General features: G+C 62.9%; 13 protein-coding genes. 2 read left to right on the top strand and 11 right to left on the bottom strand.

Going from position 1 to position 14,676, the window contains the following annotated elements; all coding sequences use genetic code 11:
• Positions 1 to 23 precede the first annotated feature (23 nt).
• Positions 24 to 989, top strand: a complete 966-nt coding sequence (locus tag ACFWAD_RS12280; RefSeq protein ID WP_378544078.1) for a 5'-3' exonuclease H3TH domain-containing protein — start codon at positions 24 to 26, stop codon at positions 987 to 989.
• Between the two features lie 4 nt (positions 990 to 993).
• Here ACFWAD_RS12280 and ACFWAD_RS12275 read toward each other — a convergent pair whose 3' ends face one another.
• The 7 genes from ACFWAD_RS12275 to pafA all read right to left on the bottom strand — a co-directional run bounded on the left by ACFWAD_RS12275 (position 994) and on the right by pafA (position 9,608).
• Positions 994 to 1,827 carry a DUF4333 domain-containing protein gene (locus ACFWAD_RS12275; RefSeq protein WP_378544075.1) on the bottom strand — a complete coding sequence of 278 codons (834 nt, stop codon included), beginning with the start codon at positions 1,825 to 1,827 and terminating at the stop codon, positions 994 to 996.
• A gap of 52 nt (positions 1,828 to 1,879) precedes the next feature.
• Positions 1,880 to 4,591, bottom strand: a complete 2,712-nt coding sequence (locus tag ACFWAD_RS12270; protein WP_378544072.1) for a DEAD/DEAH box helicase — start codon at positions 4,589 to 4,591, stop codon at positions 1,880 to 1,882.
• A gap of 48 nt (positions 4,592 to 4,639) precedes the next feature.
• Positions 4,640 to 5,668, bottom strand: coding sequence for a twin-arginine translocase subunit TatC (gene tatC, locus ACFWAD_RS12265; protein ID WP_378532946.1), 1,029 nt, complete (start codon positions 5,666 to 5,668; stop codon positions 4,640 to 4,642).
• 73 nt (positions 5,669 to 5,741) lie between these two features.
• Positions 5,742 to 6,017 carry a Sec-independent protein translocase subunit TatA gene (gene tatA, locus ACFWAD_RS12260; protein ID WP_378544069.1) on the bottom strand — a complete coding sequence of 92 codons (276 nt, stop codon included), beginning with the start codon at positions 6,015 to 6,017 and terminating at the stop codon, positions 5,742 to 5,744.
• Between the two features lie 134 nt (positions 6,018 to 6,151).
• A complete protein-coding gene (locus ACFWAD_RS12255; RefSeq protein ID WP_230815665.1) occupies positions 6,152 to 7,129 on the bottom strand; it encodes a YafY family protein in 978 nt (325 codons plus the stop codon).
• Positions 7,129 to 8,139: a helix-turn-helix transcriptional regulator gene (locus tag ACFWAD_RS12250; protein WP_378544066.1), complete on the bottom strand. Its 1,011-nt coding sequence runs from the start codon at positions 8,137 to 8,139 to the stop codon at positions 7,129 to 7,131. The genes ACFWAD_RS12255 and ACFWAD_RS12250 overlap by 1 nt, the downstream gene beginning before the upstream one ends.
• Positions 8,140 to 8,249: 110 nt before the next feature.
• Positions 8,250 to 9,608: a Pup--protein ligase gene (gene pafA / locus ACFWAD_RS12245; protein ID WP_230815667.1), complete on the bottom strand. Its 1,359-nt coding sequence runs from the start codon at positions 9,606 to 9,608 to the stop codon at positions 8,250 to 8,252.
• A 144-nt stretch (positions 9,609 to 9,752) separates the two neighbouring features.
• Between pafA and ACFWAD_RS12240 the strand changes: the two genes are divergently transcribed.
• On the top strand, positions 9,753 to 11,171 hold the full coding sequence (locus tag ACFWAD_RS12240) for a phosphatase PAP2 family protein (RefSeq protein WP_378544063.1): 1,419 nt from the start codon (positions 9,753 to 9,755) through the stop codon (positions 11,169 to 11,171).
• Positions 11,172 to 11,189: 18 nt separating this feature from the next.
• Here ACFWAD_RS12240 and prcA read toward each other — a convergent pair whose 3' ends face one another.
• The 4 genes from prcA to dop all read right to left on the bottom strand — a co-directional run bounded on the left by prcA (position 11,190) and on the right by dop (position 14,671).
• Positions 11,190 to 11,957: a proteasome subunit alpha gene (prcA, locus tag ACFWAD_RS12235; protein WP_378544060.1), complete on the bottom strand. Its 768-nt coding sequence runs from the start codon at positions 11,955 to 11,957 to the stop codon at positions 11,190 to 11,192.
• The gene (gene prcB / locus ACFWAD_RS12230) at positions 11,954 to 12,832 is read right to left on the bottom strand and encodes a proteasome subunit beta (protein WP_378544057.1); all 879 of its coding nucleotides are present in this window, start codon (positions 12,830 to 12,832) and stop codon (positions 11,954 to 11,956) included. The genes prcA and prcB overlap by 4 nt, the downstream gene beginning before the upstream one ends.
• Positions 12,829 to 13,023, bottom strand: a complete 195-nt coding sequence (locus ACFWAD_RS12225; RefSeq protein WP_003944925.1) for a ubiquitin-like protein Pup — start codon at positions 13,021 to 13,023, stop codon at positions 12,829 to 12,831. Before ACFWAD_RS12225 ends, prcB begins: the two co-directional genes overlap by 4 nt.
• A 148-nt stretch (positions 13,024 to 13,171) precedes the next feature.
• Positions 13,172 to 14,671, bottom strand: coding sequence for a depupylase/deamidase Dop (dop, locus tag ACFWAD_RS12220; RefSeq protein ID WP_283304750.1), 1,500 nt, complete (start codon positions 14,669 to 14,671; stop codon positions 13,172 to 13,174).
• Between the last annotated feature and the right edge of the window lie 5 nt (positions 14,672 to 14,676).

Raw genomic sequence — 14,676 nt, 5'->3', positions numbered from 1 at the left:
TGCCGACTGGCAGGATGGTGACCATGAGTGGGCCATTGCTTCTCCTCGACGGTGCCAGCCTGTGGTTTCGTGCGTTCTACGCACTGCCCGAGTCATTCGTCGACCCCGACGGCAGACCTGTCAACGCCGTGCGCGGATTCACCGACATGGTTGCTTCCCTGATCACCAAACACCAGCCGAGTCGTCTCGCGGTGTGCCTGGACCTGGATTGGCGACCACAGTTCCGCGTCGACGCCGTTCCGACGTACAAAGCGCATCGCGTCCAGGAAGGCTCTGACGGTTCGTCCGAGGAAGTCCCGGACACGTTGACACCTCAGGTCGACATGATCATGGACGTGCTCGCAGCAGCGGGTATCGCGACGGCGGGTGCTGTCGGCCTCGAAGCCGACGACGTGTTGGGAACGCTTGCCGCTACCGAGCGCGAGGATCTCACCGTCGTCGTCAGCGGTGACCGCGACCTTCTGCAGGTCGTCACCGACGAGTACGTGCCCGTTCGTGTTCTCTACGTCGGCCGCGGTTTGTCCAAGGCGGAATTGTTCGGACCGGTCGAGGTCGCCGAGAAGTACGGGGTACCCGGAGACCGTGCGGGCGAGGCTTACGCCGAACTCGCGGTACTGCGCGGAGACGCCTCCGACGGTCTACCCGGCATCAAGGGTGTCGGTGAGAAGACTGCGTCGACGCTGATGCTGCGCTACGGCTCGCTGGCCGGACTTCGTGCGGCCGCGGCTGACCCCGAATCCGACATGGCGAAGGGAATTCGCGCGAAACTCACCTCACCAGAGGCAATGGCATACCTCGACGCTGCGTTGCCGGTGGTACGAGTAGTTCGCGACGCGGACGTTCAGTTCTCGAAGGATGACCGACTCCCGGCGACCCCCGTCGATCCCACACGCTTCGAGGAAGTGGCCGCTTCACTGAACATCGAACGCTCGGCCGGCCGGCTTGCCGCCGCGCTGAAGGCTGCGGCGGCAGGCCGTTCCGACCAGTAGAGCGTCAGCTCGGGCGGCTGACCTCGTACGTGCCGTTGTCGTCGACAAACGTCACGGTCACGTTCGACTTCACGCCCGCGATCGAGAGCGTGCAGGTGAACTTGTTGCCTGACTTGACTTCCTGGTCCGCGGGGCACTGAACGTTGCTCACGTTCTTTGCCCCGTAGGACTCGGTGACGATCTTTTCGACGCCGGCCTGAGCTGCGCTCTGATCGAGTGTGTTCTTGCCGAAAACACCGAGCACCAGGGCAACCACGACGGCCGCCAGAACAACGAGAACACCGATCGCACCGAAGATCAGGGGCTTCTTCGACTTACCCGCCTGGTTTCCGGGCGCACCGGGACTCGGGAACGCCTGGGCCTGGTTCCACTGGTTCTGTTGTCCCGGAGCTTGGCCGGGTGCTGTGGCGCCCAACGCCTGCTGAGGCGCGGCAGCAGGAGGCTGACCCCACGCCTGGGTTGCATCCGGTGCCTGCTGTTGCCCGGGCTGACCCCACGGCTGAGCCGGAGGTTGTTGCTGAGGCTGGCCCCACGGCTGTTGCTGACCAGGCTGCCCCTGGCCTGGTTGCTGGGGCTGGCCGTACGCAGGCTGACCACCCGGCTGCCCAGGCTGACCGTAGGCAGGCTGGCCCCAAGGCTGTTGCTGACCGGGCTGCTGTTGCGGCTGACCCCACGGCTGTTGCTGGCCGGGCTGCTGACCAGGCTGCTGCTGACCGCCCGGCTGCTGCTGTCCGCCCGGCTGCTGAGGATTCTGCCCCCACTGCTGCTCGTTCGGCTGCTGCTGATCACCAGGACCCCATTGCCGATTCGGATCGTTCGGTCCGTAAGGCCCGCTCATGTTCGCCTCCCACTCGAAATACCAGTCTGCGAATCAAACCACATAGTTGTGGTCATGCTGCGTCGACAGCAACTACCCCGCGACGAATGGCAGCTACCGCCCGCGCCGCGGTCTTCGCCACGTCGGCGTCCGTCGATGTCAGTCGGACCTGATCGAGGAGGTCGATCACCTGACGACACCACCGGACAAAATCACCCGCAGACAGCGCGCGGCCTTGCACTCCGGCTGCGATCAGAGCGTCGACCAGCGAATTTTCACTAGCCCAGTGGTAAACGGCAGTGACGAATCCGAGATCGGGTTCGCGCGTCGGCGGCAGTTTGTGGCGAATTTCGTCCGACCGCAGTTCGCTCCACAGTCGTTGAGTGTCGTTGAGCGCGTGACGAAGTGCCGCAGTCGGCACCCGATCGACCGTGTCGCCGTCTCGACGCGATTCGTAGACCACCGAGGACACGACTGCTGCCAGTTCGGCCGGGCTGAGACCTGTCCACGCACCGGTCCGCAGGCACTCGGCGACCAGAAGGTCGCTTTCCGAATAGATGCGACTGAGTCGTCGTCCGGATTCGGTGACTTCGGGCGCTGCTTCGGCAGTCATGTACTCACGCTCTTTGAGTAGCGCGATGATTCGGTCGAACGTGCGCGCCAACGAGTTGGTGGTGGCCGCGGCCTTTTCCCTCATCGCCTGCGTTTCGCGGGCCAATCGGTTGTAGCGCTCACCGATCCGGCTCAGATGTTCGCGATCGGGCCAGCTGTGGCACGGATGCGAGCGAATAGCGCGTCGCAAAGTAGCGACCTCGGCGTCTTCGGACGCGCCCGCCTTGTGGCGCTTCTTCCGCCGAGGGGCGCTGATTCCGGTGCTACGCAACGCCGAGGCCAGATCGCGCCGAATCCGGGCGGTGTGGTGATCTACATGCTTGGGTAGGCGCATCTTTCCCAGAGCCTCGGCTGCTTCCGGGAAATCGCTCGAGGAGAGTCGGCCGGCCCACTGATCGGCAGTCAGAACCAGCGGACGGGGGTCTTTCGGATCGCTGTCCGGGACGAGGACCACGGCCACTCCGGAATGACGACCGATGGGAATCGCGATCACGTCACCGCGGGTGAGTACACGGAGGGACTCCACCGCATCTTCGCGGCGATCCTCGCGGCCCTTACGTTCGAGCGCCCGCTCGCGCGCACTGAGCCGCTCACGCAACGACGCGTATTCGAAGTACTCGCCGTCTGCACCACCGAGCTTCTCCTGCAAACCCTTCAGTGCTTCTTCGTTCCGCTCGATGCCACGCACCAGGCCGACCACCGAGCGGTCCGCTTGGAACTGCGCGAAGGAACGCTCGAGCAGCTTGCGTGAATCGGCCGCTCCCATGCGCTCGACCAGGTTGATCGACATGTTGTACGAGGGGCGGAACGAACTGCGGAGCGGGAACGTCCGTGTCGACGCCAAACCGGCGACATCCGTCGGCTCGACCCCGGGCTGCCACAGGACCACAGCGTGTCCTTCGACGTCGATACCGCGTCGGCCGGCCCGACCGGTCAGCTGCGTGTACTCCCCCGGCGTCAGTTCGGCATGCGTCTCGCCGTTGTACTTGACCAGTCTTTCGAGCACCACGGTGCGTGCCGGCATGTTGATACCGAGGGCCAACGTCTCGGTCGCGAAGACCGCTCGCACGAGACCCTTGACGAACAGTTCCTCGACTGTCTGGCGGAATGCCGGCAGCATGCCCGCGTGGTGGGAGGCCAGTCCGCGTCGCAGTGCCTTGCACCAGTCCCGATATCCGAGGACTTCGAGATCTTCTTCGGGTAGTTCCCCGGTGTGCTTCTCGATGATGGTGTCGATCTCGCGAACCTGCTCCGGCGAAGTGAGATCGAGTCTGGACCGCAGGCACTGTGCAAGTGCCGCATCACAACCGGCGCGGCTGAAGATGAAAGTGATCGCCGGGAGCAGTCCGGACTGGTCGAGTTGAGCGATGACCTCAGGTCGCGGCAAGGGCCGGAAATCGTTGGAACTCTGGTAGCTGCCACGCCGTCCGCGGCCACGCGGCTGCCAGCTCTCGACGCGTTCGAGCGCCTGACGCTGCTTGACGTGGCGAACCAGATCCTGGTCGACGAGTACGGTCTTCGGCCCAGCGGCGGGATGACTACGACTGTCGAAGAGATCGAAGATCCGTCGACCGACCATGATGTGCTGCCACAGCGGGATCGGCCGCGTCTCGTCCACGACCACGGTGGTGTCGCCGCGGACGGTTTCCATCCAGGCGCCGAACTCTTCGGCGTTGCTCACGGTCGCCGACAAGCTCACCAGGCGAACATCCTCGGACAGGTGCAGGATCACTTCCTCCCACACCGCCCCACGGAACCGGTCGGCCAGGTAGTGCACCTCGTCCATGACGACGTGCGAAAGCCCGCGCAGTGCCTCGGAGTTGGCGTAGAGCATGTTCCGCAGGACTTCGGTGGTCATGACGACCACCGGTGCGTCGGAGTTGATGCTCGAATCACCCGTCAGCAGGCCGACCTCGCTCGCGCCGTAGCGCTCGACGAGCTCTGCGTACTTCTGATTGCTCAATGCCTTGATCGGCGTCGTGTAGAAACACTTCCGGCCGGCCGCGAGAGCCAGATGGACAGCGAACTCGCCGACCACGGTCTTGCCTGCGCCGGTTGGTGCACAGACAAGGACACCGTGGCCCGCTTCGAGCGCAACGCATGCCTTCACCTGGAATGGATCGAGTTCGAACTTCAGGCTGGACGCAAACGTGCTCAGTTCACTCTTGTTCATAACCACCTCGTCAGGGTTTCACACGCCGCCGACGTGGTGGCACGGCGCTCAGAGAGTGTCAGTGAAATCCTGGCCTGGTGCGTTGTCGCCGGCGGTGTCGGATTTCTTCGCGGCCGGAGCCTTGGGCTTGGACTTACGTCCGAACAATCCACTCGATTCGGCCTTGGGTTTGGTCGGATTGTCGAAAGCCTCGTTCAGATCGGACGGAGCCGAGATGGAGGAAGCTTCCTCGTCGGAGATTGCGCCCCAGTCTTCACCGGATCGCTTGGCCTTACGTTTGTCGTTGAGGCGAGCGATCTGGACCGCGACCTCGAAGAGAAGCGTCAGGGCCAATGCGAGCGCCAGCATCGAGAACGGATCCGAACCCGGGGTGGCAACTGCGGCAAAAACGAACAGCCCGAAGATCAATCCTCGACGCCAGGCCTTCAAACGCTCGTACGTCAGAATGCCGGCAAAGTTCAGTACGACCACGAGCAACGGAATCTCGAAGCTGACACCGAAGATCAGCAGCAGATTGATGATGAAGCCGAAGTACTCCGAACCACTGAGCGCGGTGATCTGGACGTTGTCGCCGATGGTCAGGAGGAAGTGCAAAGCCTTTGCCACGACGAGGTACGCCAGGATCGCGCCGAGAATGAACAGGGCAGCACCGGCGGTGACGAATCCGACCGCGTATCGACGTTCCTTTGCGTAGAGGCCCGGGGTGATGAATGCCCACAGTTGGTACAGCCACACCGGGCAGGCAAGGACGATACCGGCGGTGAGCGCCACTTTGAATCGCAGCATGAACTGCTCGAACGGCCCGGTCGCCAGCAATCGGCACGCGTCGTCGGTGCTGAGGTTGGCGCGACTCTCGGACGGAAGCTCGCAATACGGTCCGCGAAGCAGATCGCCCAGGCTCTCGAGACCGAGTATCGAGTGTGAGTACCAGAAGAAGCCGAACGCCGTGGTGATGATCACGCCGAGGAATGCGAACAACAAACGAGTCCGCAATTCGTACAGGTGGTCGACCAACGACATGGTGCCGTCTGGATTGACCTTCCGCTTGCGGTTACGCGGGTCTAACGGAATACGCACTGTGCATCCTGGTCTTGGTCAGCAGACAACCGGGGTGAACGAATATTTCACCCCGGCTAGAACGCAGTGTGTACTAGAGCGGCTTGACTTCGGTCGGCTGCACAACAGGTGCCGCTGCACCGTTTGCGACCACCGCGGTGTTGGCCGTCGGCAACTGTGCCGGAGCAGGCTGCGCGACCGGCGCGCTTGCGGGCGCCGCATCGTCGTTCTGCATTTCCTTGACTTCGCTCTTGAAGATGCGGAGGGAACGACCCAAACCGCGTGCTGCATCGGGAAGCTTCTTCGACCCGAACAGAATTACGACGACAACAGCGACAATCAGCCAATGCATCGGCTGCATTGCACCCATAACGACCTCCCATGATCAGATTCCTCGATGCTACCGGACACAACCGGCGCTCGGAGGTGTCAAAGCACTTACTTCAGCTACCTTTTACCTGTTTGTTTCCTGCGAACTCACTGAGGGTGAAGTTTCCCGAAGTTTTACGAACCGATTACGTCGTACGCGTCGAGTGCCGCAACGGCCCGATCGTGTACTTCGGAGACCAATTCCGGCGGATGCAGGACCCGAACACCCTCACCGAACCCGAGGACCAGCCTTGCCATCCATTCGAGAGTTCCGAAACTCATCGTCGCCTCGACCGACCCGTCGTCGTTCACGTGCACGACGTCCATTGGGTAGTAGTCGAGCATCCACACCCATTCTTTGGTGATGAACAACCGTGCTTCCGGAAGGGAACCGTCGCCGCTGAACAACTCGAGATTCGAATCCTCCTCGAGGGCTTGTGGCGGAGGATCGGCAGGTTCGTCGAGTTGGACTGCTGCGTCGATCCGATCGAATCTGAACAACCGCACACCCTCGGCTTGGCGACACCAGGCCTGGAGGTAGCTGTAGTTGTCGACCAACACGATACGAACGGGATCGACGATGCGCTCCGAGACCGCGTCGCGCGAGGCCGAGTAATACGTCAATCGAAGGGCGGTCTTGTCAGCGAGCGCGGCTCTGACCGTCGCGGCGATCGGGTCTTCGGCAATATCCGGAGCCGGCGAAGTACTGCGATCCTGGCCGACGGCTCGCGCCGCGGCCGAGCCTGCTGCGTCCTCGATCTTCGCGATAGCGCGCTGGGCCGAAGACGGATCGACCATGCCCGGCATTTCCACCAATGATCGAAGCGCGATCAGCAATGCAGTCGCTTCCGTGGAGGTCAGGCGCAACGGGCGATCGATTCCGGCCGAGAACGTGACCTCGATGCTTTCCTCGGAGAAAGACAGGTCGATGAGATCGCCCGGACCGTAGCCGGGCAGTCCACAGACCCACAGCTGATTGAGGTCGGTCATCAGTTGAGTGGTGCTGACACCGAGTTCCTCGGCAGCCTCGGCGGGACTGATACCCGGATTCGCGATGAAGTACGGCACGAGGTTGAGCAGCCGCGCCAACCGAGATGACAGTCGATTGCTCATCAGTTCTCCCCCTGTCCGTCATTGCCGGTGATCGGGCTCGCCGCGGCGCGTAGCTTCGCGACGACTTCCGCACGCAAATCCGGTGGGTCCAACACCAGTGCATCCACCCCGTGTCCGGCGATCAACCGAGCGGTCCACTCCCAGGATCGGACGGGGATGGACAGCACGCTGCCGTCGCGATCGGTCAACCGCCGATCGGACGACGCCGTCGCAAGCCGGCGAAGCTCGTGTGCGCGACCGTCTGCGACCCACACCGTAGCGGTCCCGGTCACCACGCCCGACCCGGTCACCCGGTCGACGACCTCACGAAGATCGACACCCTCGGGTTTGTGGACCGATCCGGCGGGCCCGAACTCCCTGACGTCGTCACCGATCCGGGAGAGCCGGAAGGTTCTCACCGCATCACGGTCGACGTCGTGCCCGACCAGGTACCACTTGCCGTTGTGCGTGACGACGCCCCACGGTTCCACAGTGCGTTCGGTGAACGGTTCGTTCAATGCGCCGCGGTGCTGAAAATGAACTGCTCGGCCGGCGTCGACCGCTGCAAGCAGCTTTCCGAGGGCGGGCTCCGAGCCACGGGTGCGTGCCGGAATCGCAGTTACCGGTGCGGCACTGACCTCCGCGTCGACCTGCACGCCGGCTGCTCGGAGTTTGAGTAGCGCACTCTGGGCTGCCGAAATAAGTTCCGGAGACTCCCACAACTGTACTGCGACGGCGACGGCAGCAGATTCCTCGCTGGTGAGGTCCACGTCCGGAAGCTCGTAGGCATTGCGATTGATCCGGTACCCCTCGACCGTCGAGAACCGTCCTGCCAGACCGGTTTCCAAAGGGACACCCAGGTCACGAAGTTCGTTCTTGTCGCGCTCGAACATGCGACTGAACGCTTCGTAGTTCGCGGAATCGTTGTACCCGGCCACACTGTCGCGGATTTTCTCCGCCGTGAGGAACTGTCTGGTGGACAGCAATGCGATCACCAGGTTCATCAACCGCTCGATTTTTGATGTCGCCACGCCGAAATCCTAGTGGCTATCCGATAACCGAACGCGCGCCGGACACTTTCGTGCCCGGCGCGTCGCCGCAAAACAGACCTGCCGTCTTGTACATCTCGAAAATGAGTGACCTACATCGAAGCGATCAAACGCTCGACACGCTCGTCGACAGAACGGAACGGGTCCTTGCAGAGCACAGTTCTTTGCGCCTGATCGTTGAGCTTGAGGTGAACCCAGTCGACCGTGAAGTCCCGGCCGGCGGCCTGGGCTGCAGTGATGAAGTCCCCCCGCAGCTTGGCGCGAGTGGTCTGCGGCGGATTCTCGACAGCTTCGTCGATCGTCTCGTCCTCGGTGACCCGCTTGACCAAGCCTTTGCGTTGCAGCACGTCGAAGACGCCGCGGCCACGTTTGATGTCGTGGTAGGCCAAGTCGAGCTGCGCGATCTTGGGATCGGACAGATCGAAGCCGTGACGGTCCTGGTAGCGCTGGAACAGCTTGCGCTTGATGACCCAGTCGATCTCCGTGTCGACCTTCGCGAAATCCTGAGCTTCGACGGCGTCGAGGGTACGACCCCAGAGATCGACAACCTGCTCGACCTGCGGGTCCGGTTCGCGGTTACGCAGATGTTCGACTGCCTTGGAGTGGTACTCACGCTGAATATCGAGAGCACTGGCCTGACGTCCACCGGCCAGCCGGACAGGCTTCTTGCCGGTCACGTCGTGGCTGACCTCGCGGATGGCACGAATCGGGTTGTCCAGGGCGAAATCGCGGAACGAAACTCCGGCTTCGATCATTTCGAGCACGAGTGCTGCAGAACCGACCTTGAGCATCGTCGTCGTTTCGGCCATGTTGGAGTCGCCGACGATCACGTGGAGACGGCGGTACTTCTCGGCGTCCGCGTGCGGTTCGTCGCGAGTGTTGATGATCGGACGCGAGCGAGTGGTCGCCGACGAGACGCCTTCCCAGATGTGTTCCGCACGCTGCGAGAGGCAGAACGTCGCAGCCTTCGGTGTCTGCAGCACCTTGCCGGCGCCGCAAATCAACTGGCGCGTGACGAGGAACGGCAACAAGACATCCGAAATCCGGGAGAACTCCCCGGCGCGCGCGACGAGGAAGTTCTCGTGGCATCCGTACGAGTTTCCGGCCGAGTCGGTGTTGTTCTTGAAGAGGTAGATGTCGCCACCGATCCCCTCCTCGGCGAGTCTCGCCTCGGCGTCGATCAGCAGTTCTTCGAGCACACGCTCACCAGCTCGGTCGTGATTGACCAACTGGATGAGACTGTCGCACTCGGCCGTCGCATACTCCGGATGCGAACCCACATCCAGGTACAAGCGGGCTCCGTTGCGGAGGAAGACGTTGGAGCTGCGACCCCACGACACGACACGACGGAAGAGGTAACGAGCAACCTCGTCGGGGCTCAGTCGCCTGTGCCCGTGAAAGGTGCAGGTAACGCCGAATTCCGTCTCGATACCCATGATTCGTCTCTGCACACTTCGACAGTACAACCAGAATGCGAGGTTCACCCCTGTACTTCGATCGCGTCGTAAGTCACGACTCGACAACGTCGGGCGGCGGCATAGTGTGACGGTGTGAGCCTTATTCGCCGAAAAGTTGTCCGAAGCGACATCAAAGTCATGGAAAGCACTGGAGCACTGCGCCCTTCCGTGCTCGACCCGACCATGCGGTTTCTCTCCAGAGCGGCCGATCACGGCGTTTTGTGGATGGTCGTCGCCGCCTTGCTCGCGCTGATCGGTGGCCGGCCCAGGAGGGCTGCGGCACGTGGGATGCTCGCCCTTGCCGGTTCGAGCGCGCTGGCCAACGGCATACTCAAGCCCCTGTTTCCCCGGCGGCGCCCACCGGCGCGTGTCTGGCTGAGCCCGAAGCGAGGAGTCGACATTCCGACGTCGTCCTCGTTCCCCTCCGGTCATTCGTCGTCAGCGGCGGCATTCACCGCGGCAGTGGCCATGGAATCCCCGGCGGCAGGCGCGGCCATCGCACCATTGGCCGCAGCGGTCGCGTACTCACGCGTTCACAACGGAGTGCACTGGCCGTCCGACGTGTTCGCCGGCCTCGCGGTTGGCGGCGCAATCGCTGCCGGCACACGACGTTGGTGGGCGGTGCGCGACGAAGATCCCGCAGAACTCGGACCGGAGTGCGTAGTTCCCGCACTCCCTCGGGGAGAAGGCTTGCTGGTCTTCACCAATCCGGGTTCCGGCTCCGAGGACGACGGGATCGTCGAATCGATTCGAGAATCACTACCGGCAGCGATCATCTACGAATTCGACGCCGACATCGACTTCGACATGCAGATCGACGCCAAGATCCCCGAACTCTCGCCGAAAGCGTTGGGCGTATGCGGGGGCGACGGAACAGTGGTCACGGTCGCGACCGCGGCAACAAAGCACGACCTACCCCTTGCGGTTTTTCCCGGCGGAACGTTGAACCACTTCGCCCGTGACGTCGGCGCGGTGAACGTCGAGGAGACCGCGCAGGCAGTCGAGTCCGGGCAGGCCGCATTTGTCGACCACGCTGTGGTGCGCACGGATTCCGGCGTGACTGCACGCTTTCTCAACACCGCCAGCCTGGGTGGATACCCGGACGCCGTGCGGCTGCGGGAGAAGTGGGAACCGCGCTTCGGAAAGTGGCCGGCCGCGGGCGCCGCAATGATCCGTGTTCTCGCGGCGGCGGAGCCGATGACTGTCACCATCGACGGGAAACGGACCACCATCTGGATGCTGTTCGTCGGAAACGGGCGATACTCCCCCGCTGATCAGGTGCCGATGTCGCGTCCGGAGATGAACCGTGGACTACTCGACGTCCGCTACCTGCGCGCAGACAAGAAGTTCTCGCGCTCACGTCTTCTGTTTGCAGCTGCCACAGGAACATTGGGCAGCTCGCGGGTCTACGTTCGCGAACTCGTGTCGTCGATGTCGGTGCGGGTGGCCGATTCACCGGTAGCCATCGCCACCGACGGCGAAGTGGTGGCAGACGCGCGCCGGTTCGATTTCGACACCGAACCGGGCGCGGTGGCCGTCTACAGAATCACGCAGTAACTCCCAGACCTGCAGTAACTATGAGGGTGCGTCGCCGTTTGCCGGCGGCGCATCCCCAGTTGCTGCCGGAGCTGGAAGCATCCCTTCCAAAACCGTTCCAGCGATTCGTTTGAACGCGCGGCGTGGACGGTTGCTGTCGAGGACAGCAACCTCGAGCGCACTCACGTCGAGTGTTCGCGGTTCCGCCTCAGTGGTTCCGGCCGGTGCCGGGCCACCTTTTTGAAGCGCCCCTACCGCGATTCGCACTGCGGATTCGAGGTCGAGATCTCGCTGGTACGACTCACGCATCGCCGTCACGATCGGTTCGGTTGTACCGCCCATGACGACAAATTCCTGCTCGTCCACGATGGAACCGTCGTACGTGATCCGGTAGAGCTGAGCCGGCGTACTGCTTCCGAAGCGGCCGATCTCGGCAACGCAGATCTCGACCTCGTACGGCTTGGGCTGCTCGGTGAAGATCGTTCCCAACGTCTGCGCGTACGCATTGGCGAGGGAACGCCCCGTGACATCCCGACGGTCGTACGAGTACCCGCGCATGTCCGCGTGCACGATGCCCGCGCGGCGCAGATTCTCGAACTCGTTGTACTTGCCCACTGCAGCAAATCCGAGACGGTCGTACAGTTCGCTGACCTTGTGCAGCGCCCGCGACGGATTCTCCGCGACAAAGAGAACTCCGTCGCGGTAGGTGAGAACGACGACGCTGCGTCCGCGGGCAATTCCCTTGCGCGCCAATTCCGAACGATCGCGCATGATCTGTTCGGCTGATGCGTAGTACGGCATCGTCATAGCGCAGACTCCCCTTCCGGACTCGCGGTCGCAGTGCGAGCCGCGACGATCTCCCTGGCAATCTCGGCAGCCCGCGTTGTCGACAACTCCACCGCACCGGCAGAGGTGATGGTGACCGCTGTCGGATAGATCCCGCGTGTCAGATCGGGACCACCGGTAGCCGAATCGTCATCTGCTGCGTCGTACAGCGCTTCGACTGCGAATCGAAGTGCAGTGTCCTCGTCGATTCCCGGGGAATACAGCTTCTTGAGCGCCGATTTCGCAAACAGAGAACCCGACCCGACTGCGTGATATCCAGCGCGCTCCTCGTATCGCCCACCGACGACGTCGTAGGAGACGATCCGGCCGGCCGTTGACGGATCGACCGCGTCCAGGTCGTAACCCACGAGCAGCGGCACGACCGCCAGTCCCTGCATCGCTGCTCCGAGATTTCCGCGAACCATCGACGAAAGTCGATTGGCCTTACCGTCGAACGTGAGTGGAACGCCTTCGATCTTCTCGTAATGTTCGAGTTCGACTGCGAAGAGCCGAACCAGTTCGATTGCGATCCCGGCCGTTCCGGCGATACCCGCAGCCGAGTAATCGTCGGTGACGTACACCTTCTGCACGTCACGGCTGGCGATGAGGTTGCCCATCGTCGCTCGGCGATCACCGGCGAGCAGAACACCACCCGCATAGCTGATCGCCACGATGGTGGTGCCGTGCGGAGCTATGTCTCCCCCGCCCATGACAACACCTCCTGTGTCGGCGAAGCGGTTCTGCGGAAGGTGCTCCGGTGCATGCACCCGAAGGTATTCCGAGAATGACGACAGATTCGAGCCGAAGCTCAACCGTGTGTCCCCGTCTGTGATCCGGGGCGCGCGATCCACCGTCACTGGCCGCCCTTCTGGACATAGGCACGGACGAAGTCCTCGGCGTTCTCTTCCAACACGTCGTCGATCTCGTCGAGCAGGTCGTCGGTTTCTGCAGCCAGCTTCTCGCGACGTTCCTGGCCGGCACTGCCGTCGCCACCAGTGGTTTCGTCGTCTTCGCCGCCACCGGCACGCTGCGTCTGTTCTTGAGCCATCGCCGTCGACCTCCTTGTGTGAAGGGAGCTCTCGCGAGCATCCTGTTCGGCCCAGCAGAGTCGGTAACTGATCCCGCTCGGACCTTCACCCTACCGAGCGGCACCGTCAGGTGTGGAGAGACGCGACGGCGAGCCGCATCGGCTGATTTCAGTGAGTGAGCTGATCAACCAATTCCGCGGCGCTGTCGACGGAGTCGAGCAACGCTCCGACGTGCGCTTTGGTGCCGCGAAGCGGCTCGAGGGTGGGGATTCGGATCAACGACTCGCCCCCGAGATCGAAGATGACCGAATCCCAGCTCGCGGCCGCGATATCGGCACCGAATCGACGTAGGCACTCGCCGCGAAAGTATGCGCGAGTGTCGGTGGGAGGGTTCATGACCGCGTCGAGAACCTGTTGTTCGGTGACAAGCCGCTCCATGGAGCCGCGAGCAACCAGGCGGTTGTACAGCCCCTTGTCGAGCCGCACGTCGGAGTACTGCAGATCCACCAGATGCAACCGCGGCGCCGACCATGCGAGTCCCTCACGATTGCGGAAACCTTCGAGCAGACGCAGTTTGGCCGGCCAGTCCAGGATGTTCGCGCACTCCATGGGATCGCGCTCGAGGAGGTCGAGAACCATCGCCCACTTGGCGACGATGTCGTCCGCTCGCGGATCACGATCGGTCTCACGGTCCAGGAACTTCGAGACACGCTCGAGGTAAATACGTTGCAGCGCAAGTCCTGTCAGTTCACGGCCGTCGGCCAGCGCCACGGTCTTGCGCAGAGTCGGGTCGTGGCTGATGTGATGGACGGCGGTGACCGGACGGGCCAGCTGCAGATCGGTGAGGTCGACACCAGCCTCGATCAGGTCGAGTACCAGCGCCGTTGTTCCCACCTTGAGGTACGTCGACATCTCCGCGAGGTTCGCGTCGCCGATGATGACGTGCAGCCGGCGGTACTTGTCCGCATCCGCGTGCGGTTCGTCGCGGGTGTTGATGATTCCGCGCTTGAGCGTGGTCTCGAGGCCTACTTCGACCTCGATGTAGTCCGATCGCTGCGAAAGCTGGAATCCGGCCTCGTCGCCGGACTGACCGAGACCCACACGACCGGAACCACAGATCACCTGCCGGGACGCGAAGAACGGCGTCAAGCCGGTCACGATCGAGGCGAACGGGGTGTCGCGCGAGCACAGGTAATTCTCGTGCGTGCCGTACGAGGCACCCTTGCCGTCGACGTTGTTCTTGTACAGCTGCAGCCGTGGCGCACCCGGCACGCTGGATGCGTGCCGCGCAGCAGCTTCCATCACTCGTTCGCCGGCCTTGTCCCAGATCACTGCGTCGAGCGGGTCGGCGACCTCGGGGGCCGAATACTCGGGATGGGCGTGATCGACGTACAACCGTGCCCCGTTGGTGAGAATCATGTTCGCGGCGCCGATCTCGTCCGCGTCGATCACCGGTGCGGGGCCGCTCATTCGCCCCAGATCGAAGCCTCGGGCGTCACGGAGCGGAGATTCGACCTCGTAGTCCCAGCGTGTGCGCTTGGCTCGTGGCACGCCCGCTGCGGCGGCGTAGGCAAGCACCGCCTGGGTTGAAGTGAGAATCGGATTCGCCGACGGCTCACTGGGTGAAGATATTCCGTATTCGACCTCGACACCGATGATCCGCTGCATGACAC

The sequence above is a fragment of the Rhodococcus sp. NPDC059969 genome, from assembly GCF_042738325.1.
GTDB lineage: Bacteria > Actinomycetota > Actinomycetes > Mycobacteriales > Mycobacteriaceae > Rhodococcus_F.
Note: the sequence above shows the minus strand (reverse complement) of the source record. Positions and strands in the feature narration are given on the sequence as shown.